The organism is Nocardia sp. NPDC004573, from assembly GCF_053602135.1.
The window spans coordinates 25162-44359 of sequence record NZ_JBSGDA010000021.1; the positions used below are offsets into that span (position 1 = coordinate 25162).

At 68.6% G+C, this 19198-nt stretch carries 20 protein-coding genes; 7 read left to right on the plus strand and 13 right to left on the minus strand.

The window, feature by feature from the left end; genetic code table 11:
• Positions 1-304 precede the first annotated feature (304 nt).
• Positions 305-1018 carry a TetR/AcrR family transcriptional regulator gene (locus ACWEKR_RS26765; protein WP_452356813.1) on the minus strand — a complete coding sequence of 238 codons (714 nt, stop codon included), beginning with the start codon at positions 1016-1018 and terminating at the stop codon, positions 305-307.
• Between the two features lie 85 nt (positions 1019-1103).
• On the opposite strand from ACWEKR_RS26765, the gene ACWEKR_RS26770 reads away from it, so the two are divergent.
• Positions 1104-1781, plus strand: coding sequence for an NAD(P)-dependent oxidoreductase (locus ACWEKR_RS26770; RefSeq protein ID WP_452356814.1), 678 nt, complete (start codon positions 1104-1106; stop codon positions 1779-1781).
• A gap of 354 nt (positions 1782-2135) precedes the next feature.
• The gene (locus tag ACWEKR_RS26775) at positions 2136-2678 is read left to right on the plus strand and encodes a hypothetical protein (RefSeq protein WP_195087851.1); all 543 of its coding nucleotides are present in this window, start codon (positions 2136-2138) and stop codon (positions 2676-2678) included.
• Between the two features lie 73 nt (positions 2679-2751).
• Here ACWEKR_RS26775 and rpsA read toward each other — a convergent pair whose 3' ends face one another.
• Positions 2752-4218, minus strand: coding sequence for a 30S ribosomal protein S1 (rpsA, locus tag ACWEKR_RS26780; RefSeq protein ID WP_063022430.1), 1467 nt, complete (start codon positions 4216-4218; stop codon positions 2752-2754).
• Between the two features lie 240 nt (positions 4219-4458).
• On the opposite strand from rpsA, the gene ACWEKR_RS26785 reads away from it, so the two are divergent.
• Positions 4459-5310, plus strand: a complete 852-nt coding sequence (locus ACWEKR_RS26785; protein ID WP_195087849.1) for a class I SAM-dependent methyltransferase — start codon at positions 4459-4461, stop codon at positions 5308-5310.
• On the opposite strand, the gene ACWEKR_RS26790 is transcribed toward ACWEKR_RS26785, so the two are convergent.
• The 4 genes from ACWEKR_RS26790 to ACWEKR_RS26805 form a co-directional block, all read right to left on the minus strand.
• On the minus strand, positions 5288-5596 hold the full coding sequence (locus ACWEKR_RS26790; RefSeq protein WP_452356815.1) for a hypothetical protein: 309 nt from the start codon (positions 5594-5596) through the stop codon (positions 5288-5290). The two genes, ACWEKR_RS26785 and ACWEKR_RS26790, sit on opposite strands and share 23 nt — an antisense overlap.
• Positions 5597-5696: 100 nt before the next feature.
• The gene (locus ACWEKR_RS26795) at positions 5697-5855 is read right to left on the minus strand and encodes a toxin-antitoxin system HicB family antitoxin (RefSeq protein WP_168434213.1); all 159 of its coding nucleotides are present in this window, start codon (positions 5853-5855) and stop codon (positions 5697-5699) included.
• Between the two features lie 12 nt (positions 5856-5867).
• Positions 5868-6752 carry an SPFH domain-containing protein gene (locus ACWEKR_RS26800; RefSeq protein ID WP_452356816.1) on the minus strand — a complete coding sequence of 295 codons (885 nt, stop codon included), beginning with the start codon at positions 6750-6752 and terminating at the stop codon, positions 5868-5870.
• Positions 6753-6831: 79 nt separating this feature from the next.
• Positions 6832-8193 carry an FAD-binding oxidoreductase gene (locus tag ACWEKR_RS26805; RefSeq protein ID WP_452356817.1) on the minus strand — a complete coding sequence of 454 codons (1362 nt, stop codon included), beginning with the start codon at positions 8191-8193 and terminating at the stop codon, positions 6832-6834.
• 70 nt (positions 8194-8263) lie between these two features.
• Between ACWEKR_RS26805 and ACWEKR_RS26810 the strand changes: the two genes are divergently transcribed.
• Positions 8264-9163 carry a LysR family transcriptional regulator gene (locus ACWEKR_RS26810; protein WP_452356818.1) on the plus strand — a complete coding sequence of 300 codons (900 nt, stop codon included), beginning with the start codon at positions 8264-8266 and terminating at the stop codon, positions 9161-9163.
• A 210-nt stretch (positions 9164-9373) separates the two neighbouring features.
• Here the strand turns inward: ACWEKR_RS26810 and ACWEKR_RS26815 are convergent, their stop codons facing one another.
• The 4 genes from ACWEKR_RS26815 to ACWEKR_RS26830 form a co-directional block, all read right to left on the minus strand.
• Positions 9374-10126 carry an amino acid ABC transporter ATP-binding protein gene (locus ACWEKR_RS26815; RefSeq protein ID WP_452356891.1) on the minus strand — a complete coding sequence of 251 codons (753 nt, stop codon included), beginning with the start codon at positions 10124-10126 and terminating at the stop codon, positions 9374-9376.
• Positions 10127-10158: 32 nt separating this feature from the next.
• Positions 10159-11118: an amino acid ABC transporter permease gene (locus ACWEKR_RS26820; protein WP_452356819.1), complete on the minus strand. Its 960-nt coding sequence runs from the start codon at positions 11116-11118 to the stop codon at positions 10159-10161.
• A 3-nt stretch (positions 11119-11121) separates the two neighbouring features.
• On the minus strand, positions 11122-12042 hold the full coding sequence (locus tag ACWEKR_RS26825) for an ABC transporter substrate-binding protein (protein WP_452356820.1): 921 nt from the start codon (positions 12040-12042) through the stop codon (positions 11122-11124).
• Positions 12043-12210: 168 nt separating this feature from the next.
• Positions 12211-13305 (minus strand): isocitrate/isopropylmalate dehydrogenase family protein, encoded by a 1095-nt coding sequence (locus ACWEKR_RS26830; protein ID WP_452356821.1) that lies wholly within the window; start codon positions 13303-13305, stop codon positions 12211-12213.
• Positions 13306-13383: 78 nt separating this feature from the next.
• On the opposite strand from ACWEKR_RS26830, the gene ACWEKR_RS26835 reads away from it, so the two are divergent.
• Positions 13384-13914, plus strand: coding sequence for a 2'-5' RNA ligase family protein (locus ACWEKR_RS26835; RefSeq protein WP_452356822.1), 531 nt, complete (start codon positions 13384-13386; stop codon positions 13912-13914).
• A gap of 47 nt (positions 13915-13961) precedes the next feature.
• Entirely contained in the window at positions 13962-14333 is a 372-nt protein-coding gene (gene trxA, locus ACWEKR_RS26840; RefSeq protein ID WP_063022420.1) for a thioredoxin, read from the plus strand.
• Positions 14334-14493: 160 nt separating this feature from the next.
• Here the strand turns inward: trxA and ACWEKR_RS26845 are convergent, their stop codons facing one another.
• Positions 14494-14931, minus strand: coding sequence for a 2-isopropylmalate synthase (locus ACWEKR_RS26845; RefSeq protein ID WP_159845736.1), 438 nt, complete (start codon positions 14929-14931; stop codon positions 14494-14496).
• A gap of 426 nt (positions 14932-15357) precedes the next feature.
• On the opposite strand from ACWEKR_RS26845, the gene ACWEKR_RS26850 reads away from it, so the two are divergent.
• Positions 15358-15672: a DUF6191 domain-containing protein gene (locus ACWEKR_RS26850; protein WP_452356823.1), complete on the plus strand. Its 315-nt coding sequence runs from the start codon at positions 15358-15360 to the stop codon at positions 15670-15672.
• Positions 15673-15744: 72 nt separating this feature from the next.
• Here ACWEKR_RS26850 and ACWEKR_RS26855 read toward each other — a convergent pair whose 3' ends face one another.
• Together ACWEKR_RS26855 and polA are read right to left on the minus strand one after the other, a co-directional pair.
• Positions 15745-16239, minus strand: coding sequence for a beta-class carbonic anhydrase (locus tag ACWEKR_RS26855; RefSeq protein WP_452356824.1), 495 nt, complete (start codon positions 16237-16239; stop codon positions 15745-15747).
• Between the two features lie 195 nt (positions 16240-16434).
• Positions 16435-19179, minus strand: coding sequence for a DNA polymerase I (polA, locus tag ACWEKR_RS26860; RefSeq protein ID WP_452356825.1), 2745 nt, complete (start codon positions 19177-19179; stop codon positions 16435-16437).
• Positions 19180-19198: the final 19 nt, after the last annotated feature.

Here is a 19198-nt window from a genome sequence, read left to right on the forward strand (position 1 = left end):
CCCATAACGCATTCGTCAACGCCGGATACGTTGCGAATTCTCGGCGTTGGCGCACTTCTGGCTAACCATCCGGACCGGGTTACGCGCTCGCATGCCACTGCCGCGGCGGATTCGGCAATCCGAGCGCGGTGTTGAGCCGGTAGGCTCCGCCCACCCCGTGGAAGATCGCCATGCTCAGCCCTCCGGAATACCGAGGAGCAGATCCTGGCGGCCGCGGGCGACCGGTCGCGGAAAGCGGCTACGAACGCACGACCACCCGGGCCGTCGCGACGGCGGCGGATTCCGATCCGAGCCTGGTGATGCGCTATTTCGGGTCCCACAAGCCGAGGGAGCGAACCAGATCGCGCATCTCGACGCGGAAAAGCTTTGCCGGGTCCTGGGATTGCGGACGCAGGTGGCCGTACACCTCGAGTGCGATCGGTCCGTGCATCCGGCCCCACATGCGCAGTGCGAGAGCGAGCGCGTCGGGAGGCAACTCCGGGAACTCGGACCGGACATGCTCGGCCAAGCCCGCGTCGAAGTCGGACCACGCGCAGTCCTGCGCGGACTGCGTCGCCGCGGCCCGTGGCCACGCGGCGGCTGCGAGACCGACCAGGCCCGTGCAGGCACGCAATTCGGCCGCGGCGGCGGCACCGCCCGGCGGCGGCCGATAACCGGCGACCGGGTCGCCGTAGATGAGCCGGAATTCGGCGGGCCGCTCGACCGCCCATGCGCGCACGGTCTCGGCCCAGGCAACGATGCGCCCGGCCGGGTCGTCGAGCGGAACGGCGTCGCGCGCCGCTTCCAGCCGGTCCACCAAAGCGGTGTAGACGTTCGAGATGAGGGTGGAGATCAGGTCGTCGCGCGTGGGGAAGTAACCGTAGATCGCGCCCGCCGTCATCCCCATCTCGCGAGCGATGGCCCGCAGCGAGACCGCGTCGGGGCCACCCTCGGCCAGCAGCCGCATCGCGATCGTCTCGATGTCCTCCAGCGTCTGGGCGCGCAGGCGCTCCCGGCGACTTCTCACGATCTCGGTCACGGTTGACACCCTACAGCGTTCGGCTACTATCTGCCGTATCTTTACTGAACGCCGTGCAGTAACTGAATAGCGTTAAGGAGTGAGCATGGATATCGGTGTGTTCGGGGCTACCGGCATCATCGGTTCGCGCGTCGTCACCGAAGCGCTGCGCCGGGGACATCGGGTCACCGCTTTCACCCGCGATGCGGCGCGATTTCCGGCCCGGCGCGGGGACGAGGGGTGGGCGGTGGCCGACTGGCTCGACGCCGACAGCATCGCCGAGGCGATCGCCGGACGCGACGTCGTCGTGAGCGCCGTGAACGCCGGGCACGGCATTGCCGACACCATCGCCAGGGCCGACGATTTCGTGGTGGGCGCGCGGGCGATGGTCGCCGCGCTCGACCGGCACCCGCGCGTACGCCTGATCGCGGTGGGCGGGGCGGGCAGCCTCGAGGTGGCGCCCGGCATCCAACTGCTGGACACGGGAGACGAGTTCACCCGCACCCTCACCGAGGTGCTCGATGTGCCCGCGGAATACGCCCGCGTCGTACGCGCATTACGCGACGCCTTGAACATCTATCGGCTGTCCAACCGCAAGTGGACCTACCTGAGCCCCTCCTCCGGGCGGATCAATCCCGGCGAGCGCACCGGCCGCTTCCGGATCGGCGGTGATCAACTCCTGGTCGGCGGCACGGACATCTCCGCGGAAGACGTGGCCGTCGCCCTGCTCGACGAAGCCGAACTGCCGCGCTTCGTCCAGCGCCGCTTCACCGTCGGCTACTGAGCGGACGCATCAGGCAGGAAGCCGCGCTCCACCACGATTGCCACTCCTGCGGGACGTGGCCTCAGCCAGGTGGCCGCGCGAACGCTGACCGAGCGCGGCTGCCGAGACGGGGTCGGCAGCGTGCGAATGGGCTCACCGGCGCCCTGCGCGCACCGCCGCTGTCGCGTACCCGACCGCTGAACATGCCCACGCCCGGCCCGATCATCGACCCACGGCGCGCTGGCAAGAGCTGAACCATCGGGACCGGTGCCGGGCACGCGGTTCCTGTCGGACCCCTCCGGCACAATACGAAGTGTCGGACGTCGATCCGGTTGCCACACAAAGTAACCCGCAACCGGAGAGATAGGGGTCCCCATGCCCGACGTCAAAGCTTCGACGCCCGACCGACGCGCCGTGGACCACGAAGAACTCGTGGCCTTCGCGGCGGAAATCGACCGGCACCGGTCCCTGCTGCGCCCCGCTGCGCAGGATTACCGGTGGCGTGTGGCCCAGCGGATCGAGCACTTGGATCCGTCGGACCAGGAGCCGTGGCTGCGGCAGGCGGACCAAATGGTCGAGTCGCTGATGATCGATCCGGTCCGGCACAGCGATTTGGACTTGGATGCGTACCGAGCCATCCGGGACGGCATCCCGGTCCAGTACGACACCGAACGCCGAACGTACGTCTTGCGGCGTCCGGGGAAGGACCCGCTGGTGATCCGCCCCGGATTGCCCGAGCATCGACTCGGCGTCATCGCGCGGTTGGCGTCGCGCGGGTTGCGGCTCGAGCAGATACAGGTCGTCGCGCTCACCACGGCTCAGATGATGGCGCCGCACGAGGCCGCACGGCGGCCCACGCACCCGCCACAAGTCGAACGCGGCGGTACCACGAAGACCTCGCGCACCGGGCAGGTCTGAAAACGCGCTCAACGAAAACGACTGTGCCCCAACCGAATGAGGGTTGGGGCACAGTCGTTCGAACTATTGCCTATCAGGCGTTGCCGGACAGCTTCTCCCGCAGCGCCGCCAGCTGGGCGTCGCTGGCCAGCGAACCACCGGCGGGCTCGGCCTGGCTGGCGGAGGACTGCGAACCGCTCTCGGAGGAGTAGTTCGACGCGCCACCGCCGTTCGCGGCCTCGGCCGCGGCGTCGGCCGCCATCTTCTCCATCTGCGCGGTGTGCATCTTGTGGCGACGCTCCGCCTCGGCGTAGCGGCCTTCCCACTCCTCGCGCTGCTTGTCGAAGCCCTCGAGCCACTCGTTGGTGTCGGGGTCGAAGCCCTCGGGGAAGATGTAATTGCCCTGCTCGTCGTAGCTGTCGGCCATGCCGTACTTCGACGGGTCGAACTCGGCGTGGTAGTCCTCGTTGGCCTGCTTGAGGCTCAGCGAGATCCGGCGACGCTCCAGGTCGATGTCGATGACCTTGACCATCGCGTCGTCGCCGACGGCCACGACCTGGTCCGGCACCTCGACGTGGCGCTCGGCCAGCTCGGAGATGTGCACCAGGCCCTCGATGCCCTCCTCGACGCGGACGAACGCGCCGAACGGAACGAGCTTGGTGACCTTGCCCGGCACGATCTGGCCGATCGCGTGGGTGCGGGCGAACTGACGCCACGGGTCTTCCTGGGTCGCCTTGAGCGACAGCGAGACACGCTCGCGGTCCAGGTCGACGTCGAGCACCTCGACGGTGACCTCGTTGCCCACCTCGACGACCTCGGACGGGTGGTCGATGTGCTTCCAGGACAGCTCGGAGACGTGCACCAGACCGTCCACGCCGCCCAAGTCGACGAAGGCGCCGAAGTTGACGATCGAGGAGACCACACCCTTGCGGACCTGGCCCTTCTGCAGCTGGTGCAGGAACTCGCTACGGACCTCGGACTGGGTCTGCTCCAGCCAGGCGCGGCGGGACAGCACCACGTTGTTGCGGTTCTTGTCCAGCTCGATGATCTTGGCCTCGATCTCCTTGCCGACGTACGGCTGGAGATCACGGACCCGCCGCATCTCGACCAGCGACGCGGGCAGGAAGCCGCGCAGGCCGATGTCGAGGATCAGGCCGCCCTTGACGACCTCGATGACGGTGCCCTTGACGGCCTCGTCCTTCTCCTTGAGCTCCTCGATGGTGCCCCACGCACGCTCGTACTGCGCCCGCTTCTTCGACAGGATCAGGCGGCCTTCCTTGTCCTCCTTGGTGAGAACAAGGGCCTCGACCTCATCGCCCACGGAAACGACCTCGTTGGGGTCGACGTCGTGCTTGATGGAGAGTTCGCGAGAGGGGATGACGCCTTCGGTCTTGTAACCGATGTCGAGCAGGACCTCGTCACGATCGACCTTGACGATGGTTCCTTCGACGATGTCGCCGTCGTTGAAGTACTTGATCGTGGCGTCGATGGCGGCGAGGAAATCCTCGGCGGAGCCGATGTCGTTGACGGCTACCTGCGGCGAGGTGACGGTGGTGGGCATATGTCGGTTTGCTCCGGACGGATTGTGGTCGGTTGCGGACATTGGAACTTTCGGTACGCTGCGATCTCACCGCGAGGTGTGAAGACGGACACTTAGGAACGTACCGCACGCGACGCGCGTGAAACTCAGCACGGGTTGAACTCCGGTACGGTTGTACGGAAGACACTCGCGCGTTCAGCGTACGCGACCTCGGTCCGGGCGGGCAAACCGTCGGGTCGCCACGCCGATAGTCTGATCGGCGTGTCGGAAGATCGCCATGCGCAAGCAAACGTACTGCTCGGAACCGCGGGCACGGCGCGGACCAGGATCGGATCCGCGGCCAGCAGGGTGGCCAGCCGGCGGTGGTGGGACGCCGATGCCGCCGAATACCACGAGGCGCACGCGGATTTCCTCGGCGTGGACTCCCCCGGCGGCGAGTTCGTCTGGTGCCCCGAGGGTCTCCACGAGGGAGACATGCGATTCCTCGGGGACCTCTCCGGCAAGCGGGTGTTGGAGATCGGCTGCGGCTCCGCTCCGTGCTCGCGCTGGCTGGCGGGACAGGGCGCGCATCCGGTCGGGCTCGATCTGTCGCGCGGCATGCTGGAGCGGGGTGCGGCGGTGATGGCGCGCGGCGGACCGCGGGTGCCGCTGGTGCAGGCGGACGCCGAGGCCCTTCCGTTCGCGGACGCGTCGTTCGATCTGGCCTGCTCGGCGTTCGGCGCGGTGCCGTTCGTCGCGGATTCGGGGTTGGTGATGCGCGAGGTGGCGCGCGTGCTGCGGCCGGGCGGACGCTGGGTCTTCTCCGTGAACCACCCGATGCGCTGGATTTTCCCGGACGATCCCGGCCCGGCGGGGCTGACCGCCACCATCCCCTACTTCGACCGCACGCCTTACGTCGAGGTCGACGGCGACGACGTGCCCGTCTACGTCGAGCACCACCGCACCATCGGCGACCGGGTCCGGGAGATCGTCGCGGCGGGGCTGGTGGTGGAGGACATCGTCGAACCGGAATGGCCGGAGTGGCTCGAGCGCGAATGGGGGCAGTGGAGTCCGCTGCGCGGCGAGCTGTTCCCCGGTACGGCCATCTTCGTCACGAGGAAGCCGGGGCCGTGAGGCGGCGGTCGTCGACCAGCTCGAGGAGGGATACCTCGTGGCTGACCAGCAGCATCTGCGTCCGCGGCAGGTCGATCAGCTTGTGCAGGCCGTCCCGGAAGGCTTCGGCCTTTGCCATGGTGTCGAAGTCCAGTTCGATGAGCACCCGGTTGGGGTTGTGCGTGAACCGCGCCACCCGGCAGTTGCGGGCTCCGGCCTCGGTGTAGAACTGCACCAGTCCGTCGAACGCGGGCTTCCACGTCTCGTAATCGCGGACGGTGTCGTCGATGTGCACGACCGTGGTCATCATTTCCCCTCTCGGTGCCGATGGCCGGACATTTGCTGACACCTTGCAGTCTTCGCGCCCTCGGGCCGGGGCGCCATCTCTGATCGGTATCGAGGTCGTGTCACTGCGACTTCGGTTTGCGCCCCGCCTGCTCCAGCGCCAGACGCAGCGCGTACTCGATCTGGGCGTTGATACTGCGCAGGTCGTCGGCCGCCCACTTCGCGATGGCGTCGTGGACGGCCGGGTCCAGGCGTAGCAGCAGTTTCTTGCGCTCGGCCATGGGCAGTCCGCCTCAGGAGTAGAGCGAACCGGCGTTGACGACGGGCTGGGTGGGGCGGTCACCGCACAGGACGACGAGCAGATTCGACACCATCGCAGCTTTGCGTTCCTCGTCCAACTGCACCATGCCCTCCTGCGCGAGCCGCTCCAGCGCCAGGCCGACCATTCCGACCGCGCCTTCCACGATCCTGGTCCGCGCCGCCACCACCTGGGCGGCCTGCTGGCGCACCAGCATCGCCTGGGCGATCTCGGGCGCGTACGCGAGGTGGGTGATCCGCGCCTCCAGCACCTCGATACCCGCCATCTCGGTGCGTTCGCGCAGTTCGACGGTCAATTCCTCGGCCACCTCGGCGCCGTCGCGCAGGCTGGTGGTGTCGGCCTCGTGCGCATCGTACGGGTGCGTCGTGGCCAGGTGCCGGACGGCCGCTTCGGACTGGGTCTCGACGTACTCCTCGTAGTCGTCGACGGCGAAGGCGGCCTTGAAGCTGTCCACCACCCGGTAGACCACCACCGCCGCGATCTCCACCGGGTTGCCGTCGGCGTCGTTGACCTTCAGCTTCTGGGTCTCGAAGTTGCGCACGCGCAGCGAGATGCTCTTGCGGTCGGTCAGCGGGAGCACCGAGAAGAAGCCCGGCTCGCTCACCGAGCCGATGTAGCGGCCGAAGAACTGGACCACCTTGGCTTCGTTCGGGTTCACCACCGTCAGCCCCGTCGCGAGCAACAGCAGGACGACGACCACGACGGTCGCCGCCACCGCGCCGCCCACGGCGAGGGCGTTGCCGTCCCGGGCGCCCACGACGAAACCGAGCACCGCACCGCCGCCGGACAAGACCGTGAGCACGAACCACCCCAACAGCACCAGGAAGCCGTTGACGTGGAACGCGGGTCGAAACTGCATGACATCCTCCCAATATCAGAGTGATATCACGAAGATAGCATGCTGCCGCCGCGCCCGACCAGGGCACGGCGGCGGCGAATCACCCGGCGTCCGGCCGGATGTTGCGGTTGAAACGGAACAGATTGTGGGGATCGTGCCGAGCCTTGAGCGCGGCCAGCCGGGCGTAGGTGTCCGGCCGATAACCCGCGCGGGTCTGCGCCTCGTCCGCTTCGGCGCCAGCGCCGTAGAGGAAATTGAGGCTGTGACCGAGCGTCCACGGCGTCAGCGCGGCCCGGATTCCCGCCCGGGTCGCGGCGTCGGCCGGATCGGTGATGATCCGCGTGATGTACGCCGCGTCGCGATGGTCCACCGCGATCCCGGCGTCGCCGGTCCGGGCCAGCGCGCCACCGAGATGACGCACGTCGACGACGGCCCCGGCGCCGGAGTCCGGGCCCGCGACGCGAAGCAGAGCCGCGGCCGTCTCCCCGGTGAACTCGCCGAGCAAGGCGTTGGTGGCCGCGTAGGCGTGCGGATGATCGGGGTCGCTGTGAATGGTGTGCGACTCGGTGTACGGCATCGCGCGCAGGTCGTCCTTCAGGCGTTCCCCGACCGCCCGCAACGGCGCGACCAGTCGTTCTCCTTCCCCGGCGGGCCCGTTGTACGCGATCCGGACCGAGGCGACGTACCGTCCCCGCAGTGGCGCGGGCACCTGCGGGATGTCCGGAAAGGCCAGCATGGTGACCGTCGAGGTCACTTCGTCGGGCACGGTCGCGGTCCACCGCCGCCACGCCTCCAGCGCCCGCTCGACCAACGGCGTGTCGAAGACCAGCTGTCCGCCGTACACCGTCGTCACCGGCACCAGACCGACCTCCAGCCCCGTCACGACGCCGAAGTTGCCGCCGCTGCCGAGTACGGCGCCGAACAGGTCGTCCTCGGGTGTGAGAGTGCGCACCCGGCCGTCGGCGGTGACCAGTTCGATCGTCCGGACGTGCTCGGCCGCGTAGCCGAACCGGCGCGCCAGCAGGCCGACGCCGCCGCCGAGCAGATAGCCCACCACGCCCACCGACGGTGACGACCCGTTCAGCGGCGCCAAGCCGTGCTCGGCCGCCGCTTCGACCAGCGCGCCGGCGCGGACTCCCGCGCCGACGTACGCGGTCCGGCGGGCCGGGTCGATCCGGATGCCCGTCATCCGCCGGGTGCTGATCAGCAGCCCGCCGTCGGTGGCGACGGACAGCCCGTGGCCGGTGGCCTGCACGGCGATCGGCAGCTCGTGGCGCCCGGCGTACTCCACGGCGGCGCGCACGTCCTCGGCGTGTACCGCCCCGACGACCAGCGCGGGCCGATGCGTGTAGGCGGTTTGGAAGCCGGCGATCTCCGCGTCGTAGCCCTCGTCACCGGGGTGGAACACCGGACCGGTGAAGATGTCGAGTTTTTCCGTGGTTTGTGCGGCGTTGTTTCCCATGCTTCGACCCTGCTCCGCCAACACGGAGAAGTAAAACAGATAGTTCTTCTTCTACCTATAATGATCAGTTATGGAATTGCGCCAGCTGCGCTACTTCGTCACCGTCGCGCAGGAAGGAAGCTTCACCCGCGCCGCAGCACGGCTGCACTTGGCTCAGCCAGGGCTCAGCGCCCAAATCCGCCAATTGGAGCGCGAACTCGGCCATCCCCTGCTCGACCGCGGCGGGCGCAGCGTCACCCTGACCGAAGTCGGCGCCGCCGTCCTACCGCACGCGCGAGCCGCGCTGGCCGCCGCCGAGCGAGTCACTCACACGGTGGACGAGTTCACCGGCTTGCTGCGGGGTCAAGTCCGGATGGGCCTCATCTCGGGGGCGGCGGTCGAGGAGTTCGACGTCGCCGCCGTGCTCGCGGACTTCCATCACGACCACCCGCAGGTCGGCATCAGCCTCACCGAGGACACCTCGGAGCGGATGCTCGCCGCCCTCGGACGGGGTGAGCTGGACGTAGCCCTGATCGGGCTGACCGGCGCGGAGCTCGATCCTGCCATCGGCATCGAAGTAGTGCTGGAGACCGCGCTGGTGGCCGCGATCGCGGCGACGGATCCCGGCTGCGGTCCCGAGTTGCCGCTCATCGCGCTGCGCGATCGTCCGCTGATCTGCCTGACGCCGGGTACCGGCATCCGCGGCGTCTTCGAGCGAGCCTGCGCGGCGGCCGGATTCCAGCCCACCGTCGCCTACGAGGCGGCGGCGCCCGCGTTGCTGCTGCGCTTGGCGGCCCGCGGTCTCGGTGTCGCCGTCGTACCCGAGCTCACCGCCGCGGAGGCCGCGGCATTCGGGGTGCGGACCATCCGCATCGTCGAACCGGAACCACGTGGGCGACTCGCGCTGGCCTGGCGCACCGACCGCCCCGCGAGCCCGGCGGCCAAGGTGCTGCTCGGACAGTTGCGCCTCGCCCTGCGCACCGATACCTGAGCCCAGCGACCGCCTGCCCGGGCGTCGCGACCGAACTGCTGCTCGCGCGGCCGAACCGCACCGTCCCTGCCTGCCATCACCCACGCGCCGAGCGGTTGCCCGCGCCGAATCGCGCACCTCGGCCCAGGTGGCGGCGGATCACAGAGCCGGTCCAGCCGACGGTTCATCGCCACCGTCGGCGGGCGTCTGCGGAAGGATTCTCGGCCGGGATCAGAGCAGTCGGGACAGGAACGCTTTGGTGCGCTCGTGCCGCGGATCGGCCAGCAGCTGCCGCGGCGCTCCCGCCTCCACCACCACACCGCCGTCCATGAACACCAGCTGGTCGGCGACCTCGCGGGCGAACCCCATCTCGTGGGTCACCACCACCATCGTCATGCCCGATCGGGCGAGTTCCCGCATGACCGTCAGCACCTCCCCGACCAGCTCCGGGTCCAGCGCGGAAGTCGGCTCGTCGAACAACATGAGCTTCGGGTCCATGGCCAGCGCGCGGGCGATCGCCACGCGCTGCTGCTGACCGCCGGACAGCTGCGCCGGGTAGGCGTTCGCCTTGTCCGCCAGGCCGACACGATCCAGCAGTTCCCTCGCCCTGGTCATCGCATCCGCCTTGCGTACCTTTTTGACCTGGGTGGGCGCCTCGATGATGTTCTCCAGCGCCGTCCGGTGCGGGAACAGGTTGAAGTGCTGGAACACCATGCCGATCTCGCGGCGCTGCTTGGCCGCGTCGCGCGGGTGCATCTCGTAGAGCTTGCCGTTCTTCTCCCGGTAGCCCACGATCTCGCCGTCCACGTACAGCCGGCCCGCGTTCACCTGTTCCAGGTGATTGATGCAGCGCAGGAATGTCGACTTGCCGGAGCCGGACGGCCCGATCAGGCACAGCACCTCGCCGCGGCCGACTTCCAGGGACACGCCCTTGAGCACCTGCAGTGCCCCGAAGTTCTTGCACACGCGGTCCGCGACGATCATCGCAGCGGCGGCGTTCTTCACCACGTCCACGCTCATTTCGCCATATCCCCCTGCTGGGCGTCGGCCAGTTCCTGCAGCTGCTTGGCGGTCAGCCGGCGGGAGACGCCGCGCGAGTAGTAGCGCTCCAAGTAGTACTGCCCGATCATGAGCACGCTCGTGATCGCCAGGTACCAGGTGGCGGCGACCAGCAACAGCGGAATGGGCTGGAAGTTGACGCCGTAGATGTCGCGCGCCCGGCCGAACAGATCGGTGCTCAGCGGGATGCCGGTGACCAGCGAGGTGGTCTTCAGCATGCCGATGAGCTCGTTGCCGGTCGGCGGGATGATCACGCGCATGGCCTGCGGCAGCACGGTGCGGCGCATGGTCTGGCTCCAGGACATGCCGAGCGCGAACGACGCCTCCCGCTGTCCCTCACCGACGGAGTTGATTCCGGCGCGCACGATCTCGGCCATGTAGGCGGCCTCGTTGAGACCGAGTCCGAGCACGGCGAAGGCGAACGCGGCCTGTAGCTGCTGCACGTCGAGATGGAAGAACTGCGGCCCGAACGGAACGCCGAGCTGGATCTTGCTGTACAGCGACGGGACCAGGCCCCAGAACACCAGCTGCACGAACACCGGGGTACCGCGGAAGACCCAGAGATACACCCACGAGGTGGCGCGCAGCACCGGATTCGGCGACAGCCGCATCACCGCGAGCGTCGTCCCGAGCGCGACCGCGATCGCCATCGCGCACACGGTCAGTTCGAGCGTGACGACGGCGCCTGCCAGGATCCGGGTGTCGAAGAGGTACTTCCCATAGGTGTCCCAGCGATACGCCGGGTTCGTGGCGGCACCATAGACGAACAGCGCCACCAGGACCAGGATCACCGCCGCCGCTACCCAACGGCCCGGCCTGCGCAGCGGAACCGCTTTGATCGGCTCCGGCTCCCGCGTCGAGTCCGCTCCGCCGGGCCCGGGATCGCCGGGCGCAGGCCGAGTGTCGTTGTCCACCATCGATCAGCTCACGGCACCGTTGACGACCGACTTGCTGATGGCGCCTTCCTGGACGCCCCAGTTCTTCGTGATCTCGAGGTATTGGCCGTTGTCGATCAGGTGCTGGACCGCCTTCTGCAGCACGGCGGCCAGCGGCGCGCCCTTGGGCACCGCCCAGCCGTAGGGCGCGGAGTCGAACACCGGGCCCGCGGTCTCGATCTTGCCGTCGCTCTGCTTGATCGCGTACGCCGTCACCGGGGAGTCGGCCGACATCGCGTCGACCTGACCGAGCACCAGCGCGTTGGTCGCGGCGCTCTGCTCGTCGAACGGCTTGATATCGATGGCGGGCTTGCCCTCGGCGACGCACTTGGCGCTCTTGGCGGGCACCTCGTCGGTGTGCTCCACGGTCGTGGCCTGGACGGCGACCTTCTTGCCGCAGGCATTCTCCGGGTCGATCGGCTTGCCCTTCTGCTGGGCCCACTGGACGCCCGCGTTGAAGTAGGTGGTGAAGTCGACCTGCTGCTCCCGTTCCTTGGAGTCGGTGATCGACGACATGCCCACGTCGTAGGTACCGGCCTGGATCGAGGGGATGATCTTCTCGAACGCGGACTCGACATACTCGGCCTTCACGCCCAGCACGGAGGCGACCGCGTCCATCAGATCCACGTCGAAGCCGACGATCCGGCCGCTCGCGTCCTTGTACTCGTTCGGCTGGTAGGGGATGTTCACGCCGACGACGAGCTTGCCGGACTGCTTGATCTTGTCGGGGAGCTGGGCGGCGATCTCGTCGACCTTGTCCACCTGCACCTTGGCCGCCGAGGGGCCGGTCTCCTCGGTGTTGGTACACCCGGTCAGGACCAGCGCGCCCGCGGCGAGCGCACCCAAGGTGGCTCGCAGGGTGCGCCTGCCGAGAAACGAACGATCAGACACAGCAGCCCTCCACATTTGGCTTCACGCAACCCGGGCGTCATCACCCGTTTGGCAATCTAAGCGACCGGGCCGCTCCGCGCTGGACAGTAATGCAACAGCAACACGAACTCCTCGCGCGACCCGTGCCGGGCGCATCGGCGCGACACCCTACTTGGTCGAGCGGCGGGAGGCGGCACCGCGGGTCTACCTGCGATGCACCCTGGCGCACACCTGCTCGGTGAATTCACTGGTGGAGGCCTGTCCTCCGAGGTCGGCGGTGGCGATGCCGGCCGCGAAGGTCGCGGCGACGGCCCGCTCGATCCGCTCACCCGCCCGCGCGAAGGTGACCTCGGCGTCCCGAGTCGCCAGCCAGCGCAGCAGCATCGCCGCCGACAACTGCAACGCCGCCGGGTTGGCCCGGTTGTGCCCGGCCAGCGCAGGCGCGGCGCCGTGCACCGCCTGGGCCATCGCCGTGGTGGCCGAGCAGTTGAGCGACGCGGCCAGCCCCAGCGACCCGCTCAACTCCCCGGCCAGGTCGGACAGGATGTCGCCGAACAGGTTCTCGGTGACCAGCACGTCGTAATCGGCGGCCGCGCGAACCAGGTGGGCGGCCGCCGCGTCGACGTGCTCGTCCTCCACCTCGACTCCCGGATACCCCAGGCCGACCTCGTGGCAGACGTCCCGGAAAAGCCCCATCGTCAGCGGCAGGACATTGGCTTTGTGCACGATGGTCACCCGCTTGCGCCGGGTCGCGGCAAGCCGGAACGCCTCGTGGGCGATCCGTTCGCAGGCGGCCCTGGTGACCAGCCCGACCGACATCGCGATATCCGGCGTCGGCCGGAACTCGCCCGAGCCCGCGAACATGTTGCGGTCGGCGTAGAACCCTTCGCTGTTCTCCCGGACGATCACCAGATCGATGTCCGGCGCCGCCGCGTGCACGCCCGCGAAGGCCCGCGCCGGACGGATGTTGGCGTAGAGGTCGAAATGCTTGCGGATCACGCCGCCCGGCGCGACGCGATGTTCGGCCGGATAGGACGCGTTGTCGTGTGGACCGAGAACCCAGGCGTCCACCCCGGACAGTTCCTCCAGTGTCCGCTCGGGCAGCGGGGTGCCGAACTCGGCGATGGCGCGGTGCCCCATCACCAACGGCACCCACTCCACCGGCGGTGCTCCCGCGGCCGACAGCGCCTCGTCGACCACTTGCCTGGCGGCTCGCACCACCTCCGGGCCGATGCCGTCGCCGTCGATCAGGCCGAGCCGCAATGCCCGCGTCGTCCGGGGTCGATTCGCGTCGTTCACCGGGACATCCTCCCGCGAGAGGCCCGGCCGCCGGAACCGGCCCGCGGACACGCCGGTTGCGGTTACCTTCGGTGGACCATGGTGCAGTCGGTCGAACTACTTCTCGACGAGGCCGCCGACACGGAGATCCGCCGGCAGTGGCAGATGCTCGCGGAGGCAGGCGTGCGGAGCCTCGCCGCGCGCACCGACGAGTCCAACCGCCCGCACATCACCGCCGCCGTGGCCAGGCAGATCTGGCCGCGCATCGAGCAGGCGCTGGACGAGCAGGCCTTCGCGCCGATCCCGGTGCGTCTGGGTGGCCTGGTGGTCTTCGGGGCGCGCCGTCCGATCCTGGTACGACTGGTGGTCCCGTCCGAGGCGCTGCTCACGCTGCACCGCCGGATCTTCCACACGATCTCCCCGTGCCCCGGCGTTCCGGCCAACGTGCACCCGGACGCGTGGACCCCGCACATCACGCTGGCCAGGCGGCTGGCACCGCACCAGCTCGGCGAGGCCATCCACGCCGTCGCGCGGGACCGGGATTTTCCGGCGACGGTGCTGGGTATCCGTCGATGGGACGGGGATCAGCGGCGCGAGTGGCCGGTCGGCCGGATCCGCCGTGGAAGATAACCGACGCAGCCCGCGTTATAGCGGGCACACCGAAACGAGAGGACGTCATGGCCACCCAGACGCTGACCCAGCACAATTTCGATGAGATCGTCACCGGAAACGACGTGGTACTCGTCGACTTCTGGGCCGATTGGTGCGGTCCGTGCAAGAGCTTCGCACCGACTTTCGAGGCCTCCTCCGACAAGCACCCCGACGTGGTGCACGGAAAGGTCGACACCGAATCCGAGCAGGGCCTCGCGGCGGCTGCCAACATCCGCTCCATCCCGACCATCATGGCGTTCCGGGAAGGTGTGCTGGTGTTCGCCCAGCCCGGCGCGCTGCCGCCCGCGGCGCTCGAGGATCTGGTGACCCAGGTCAAGGCGCTGGATATGGACGAGGTGCGCAAGCAACTCGCCGAGCAGCAGCAGGCCGGACAGTAGTGCGCGCGGCGCGGTGAGACACTGCGCCGCAACGAGTTTCGTTCGGACCCGGAGACGGACACGCGTATGCGGCAGTCCGTGTCCGGGCGCTGTGCGTCCGGGGTCTGCCGACACGACGCCGCGGGACGGCGTGCTGCCGCCCCGCGGTTCGGTGCTCGATTCAGGACGCGCCGAGCAGGTTGACGCCCGCGATCATGGCGCGGACCGTCGACTCGGCTCCGTCATCGGCGATCGCCGCCCCCCAGCCGCGCCTGCCGTTGCATTCGCACTGCACGAAGGTGGCGGTGCCGTCCGCGGTGCGCCGCTGATGGAATTGCAGGATCTCGACGGGGTAGCCCTCGTCGTACAGGGCCGATGTCATCGCCGCGACGGGGTTGCCCGTGGCGACCACGGTGCGCAGGTGACCGGCGAATTCCAGCGTGGCGGTGAACGCCGCGGTTCCGGCGCCCGCGGGCGACCATTCTCCGAGGCGGATCGGACCGCCGTGCGCGCAGTATCGGCTGTGGAACTCCGCCGAGGTCAGCCCGGCGGCTTCGGCGCGTAGGCCCTTGGGAGCGGCGGCGTGGAACATGTCTGTATCAAGAGTCAGGATGGTCATTGAAAGTAGGTCTTCCCGAAGTATGTCGTGGCTCGGTTGACAGAGGGGACCAGCACTAACAAGTGGAAAAGCCCGCAGCGAGGGGGCCGGCCCGGATCAGACCCCGCTACGGCGGGGTACTACGAGAACGCGGGGACGCGGCGCCGCCATCGCGGTGAGCGGAAGTAGCTCGGCGCGAACCTCGGGCTCGGAGGCGGTAGCCTGCGCAGCCACGGAGGGCCCGGTGAGCGACGCCGAAAGCAGAGCGCTGTCGCGGTCTGCGACAAGGAGCGCTGCGCTGCGGCGGTCGGCGGGATTCGGCACGGCATCGAGGATAGGGACATCGCGACGCAATAGCAACCACATTCGATGCCCGATTTGTCTACTGGCGAGTACTGTTCGCGCAGTTCAGGGCGGTGCGTCCGCGCGGAGGGTAGCGTCGGTGACATGGGTCTCCTCGTGGCCATGACCATCCCGGGCCTGGCCGTCCTGCTCATCCTGTTCGCCTTCGCCGAAGTGGCCTGGAACAAGATCACCGGTGCCCGCGCGCTGCCCTGGAACCGCACCCGGTCCGGCCATCCGGTGGCGGCCGCGGGCTTCGAGGAGGTCACAGCGGTTTTCCAGGGCGGCAAACATCACGAGTTCGAGCAGCGGATGACGGCGCTGATGCACCGAGAGGATCTTTCCGACGGCGCGCCGCCCCGCGACGAGGTGGATCTCACCGCCCGCTCTGCGCGCCTGGTCACGCGCCGCCCTTCGTGAAACACGCCCCGACGCAGTGGGATCCCGGCGATCACACCCGGATCCCGCTGCGTAGCAGCGCTTCTCGCCTTCCTATTGTGGAAGGACCTCGTTGAGCTTGCCGGTGGCCACGTCGAAGACGAAGCCGCGGATCGAGTCCTTGTGCGGCACGAACGGGCTGGCGACGACGCGCGCGATCGATTGGCGCACATCGGTTTCCAGGTCCGAGAACGCCTCCGCCGCCCACTCGGGCTTGATCCCCGTCTCCCGCTGGATGCTCGCCTTGAAGTCGTCGTCGGTGAAGGTGAGCATGCCGCAATCGGTGTGATGGATCAGGATGATCTCCCTGGTTCCGAGCAGCCGCTGGCTGATGGCCAGCGAGCGGATCTCGTCGGCGGTGACCACGCCGCCCGCGTTGCGGATGACGTGTGCCTCGCCCTCGGCGAGGCCGAGCGCGCCGTACACGTTGAGCCGCGCGTCCATGCACGCGACCACGGCCACGCCCTTGGCGGGCGGCAGCGGCAGCGGGCCCTGGAAGGTGCTCGCATAAGCCGCGTTGTTCTGCAAGTACTCATCGGTGACAGTCATGGGCCATCCCTGAGCTCGGTATGCGTGAATCCCTATGTATGACCAGCCCCACGGTAGGTCGCCGCGTGGCACGGGTCATCCGTCCGGTTCACCGTGATTCGTTTACTTGCACGCGGCGGCCCGATGATAACTCTCGGGATGCCGGATGCCGGGCCCGTGCGGTCGGGCCCGGCATGTCCTCCTGTGTCGCGCCGGTCAGTGCGCGGCGGAATCCCAGCTGTGGCCTACGCCGACCGAGACCTCCAGCGGCACCGACAAAGCGATCGCCGCGGACATCTGCTCGCGCGCCAGCGCCTCGAGCGCCTCCCGTTCCCCCTCGGCGACCTCGAACAACAGTTCGTCGTGGATCTGCAGCAGCATCCTGGAGCGCAGACCGGCCTCGCGCATCGCGCGGTGCACGTTGATCATCGCCACCTTGATGATGTCGGCCGCGGTGCCCTGGATCGGGGCGTTGAGCGCCATCCGCTCGGCCGCCTCCCGGCGCTGCCGGTTACTGGAGTCCAGATCGGGCAGGTAGCGGCGGCGGCCGAACAGCGTCTGGGTGTAACCCACCTTGCGCGCCTGCTCCACCACCTCGTACAGATAGTCCCGGATACCGCCGAAGCGGGCGAAGTAGACCTCCATCTGTTCCTTCGCCTCGGTGGTGCTGATCTTCAACTGCGCGGACAGACCGTAGGAACTCAACCCGTAGGCCAAGCCGTAGGACATCGCCTTGATCCGGCGGCGCATCTCCGGGCTGACCTCGGAGATCGGGATGTCGAACGCTTTCGACGCCACGAAGCTGTGCAGATCCTCGCCCGAGTTGAACGCCTCGATCAGCCCCTCGTCCCCGGACAGATGCGCCATGATCCGCATCTCGATCTGGCTGTAGTCCGCGGTCATCAGCGACTGGTAGCCTGCGCCGACGACGAAGGTGTCGCGGATCTGCCTGCCGGTGTCGGTGCGGATCGGGATGTTCTGCAGGTTCGGTTCGGTGGAGGACAACCGGCCGGTGGCCGCGATCGTCTGGTTGAACGTGGTATGGATGCGGCCGTCCTCGGCGACGCACTTGAGCAGGCCGTCGACGGTGACCTTCAGCCGGGTGGCGTCCCGATGCGCGAGCAGGTGCTCCAGGAACGCGTGCTGGGTCTTCTCGTACAGCGACTCGAGCGCGTCCGCGTCGGTGGTGTAGCCGGTCTTGGTGCGCTTGGTCTTCGGCATGTCCAGTTCGTCGAACAGCACCACCTGCAACTGCTTGGGCGAGCCGAGATTGATCTGCTTGCCGATCACGTCGTAGGCCGCCTCGGCCGCCTCGGCGACCCGGTCGGCGAACTGGCGCTGCAGCGTCGCCAGCTGGTCGGTGTCCACCGCGATGCCCGCCTCCTCCAAGGTGGACAGCACGCCGAGCAGCGGCAGCTCCATGTCCGCCAGCAGCGGGGTGGACTCGATCTCGGCCAGTTCTCCGTCGAGCGCGTCGGCCAGGTCCGCGACCGCCCGCGCGCGCAGCATCTGCGCCCGCGCGAGTTCGGCGTCGACCGCGTCCTCGTCGTCGAGCAGCGACAGCTGCGGGGTCTCACCGACCTCGGCGCGCAGTTCCCGGTGCAGGTAGCGCAGCGACAAGTCATCGAGGTTGAATGTGCGCTGGCCGGGACGGACGAGATACGCCGCCAGCGCGGTGTCGCTGGTCAGCCCGCCGAGGGTCCAGCCGCGACCGCGCAGGGCGTGCAGCGCGGCCTTGGCCTCGTGCAGCGCCTTCGGCACCGCCGGGTCGGCGAGCCAGGCCCCCAGCGCGGCCTCGTCCTCCGGGGTGAGCACCGTGACGTCGATGTAACCGCTCTCGCCGTCGCCCGCCGCGATGGCGAGCGCGCGCACGTCGCCACCGGCCGGAGAACCCGTGCCGACGATCGAGACACCGTGACGTACACCGGCTTTCGCGTGCTCGGCCAGCCAGCCCGCGACCGCACCGATCTCCAGCGCGCCGCCGCTGATCTCGAAACCGGCCTCCGCCTCCGGCTCCGGCGGAGCGAGCGTCTCGAACAGCCGGTCGCGCAGTACGCGGAACTCGAGATCGTCGAACAGCTGATGGATCTTCTCCCGATCCCACGGCCCCTGCGCCAGCTGATCGAGGGTGTAGGGCAACGGCACCTCCCGCATCAGCTCGGTGAGCTGCCGGTTGAGCACCACGCTGCTCAGGTTCGCCCGCAGCGCGTCGCCGACCTTGCCCTTCACTTGGTCGACCTTCTCCACCAGGGTGTTCAGATCGCCGTACTCGCGGATCCACTTGGCGGCGGTCTTCTCCCCCACCCCCGGGATACCGGGCAGGTTGTCGCTGGGATCGCCGCGCAGCGCCGCGTAGTCGGGGTACTGGTTCGGGGTGAGGCCGTATTTGGCCATCACTTCCTCCGGCGTGAACCGGGTGAGGTCGGAGACGCCCTTGCGCGGGTACAACACCGTGACGTTCTCGTCGACCAACTGGATCGAGTCCCGGTCGCCGGTGACGATGAGCACGCGGAAACCCGCGGCCGTCGCCTGCGTGGTGAGCGTGGCGATGACGTCGTCGGCCTCGAAGCCGTCGATCGCCATCACCGGGATGCCCAGGGCGCCCAGCACGTCCTTGGTGAGTTCGACCTGGCCGCGGAACTCGTCCGGCGTCGTGGTGCGGTTGGCCTTGTACTCCGGGTACGCCTCGGCGCGGAAGGTCTGGCGCGAGACGTCGAACGCCGCGGCCACATGCGTCGGCTTCTCGTCGCGCAGCAGGTTGATCAGCATCGCGGTGAAGCCGTAGACCGCGTTCGTGGTCTGCCCGGTGACCGTCTTGAAATTCTCCGCCGGTAGCGCGAAGAACGCGCGATAGGCGATCGAATGCCCGTCCAGCAGCAGCAGCGTCGGCCGGGCTCCCGAGCCGGGATCGCCGGAGCCGGACGCGGGGGCAGGACGGGGAGCGGTCGTGGGTGAACTCACGTCCCAGAGTCTAGGGACC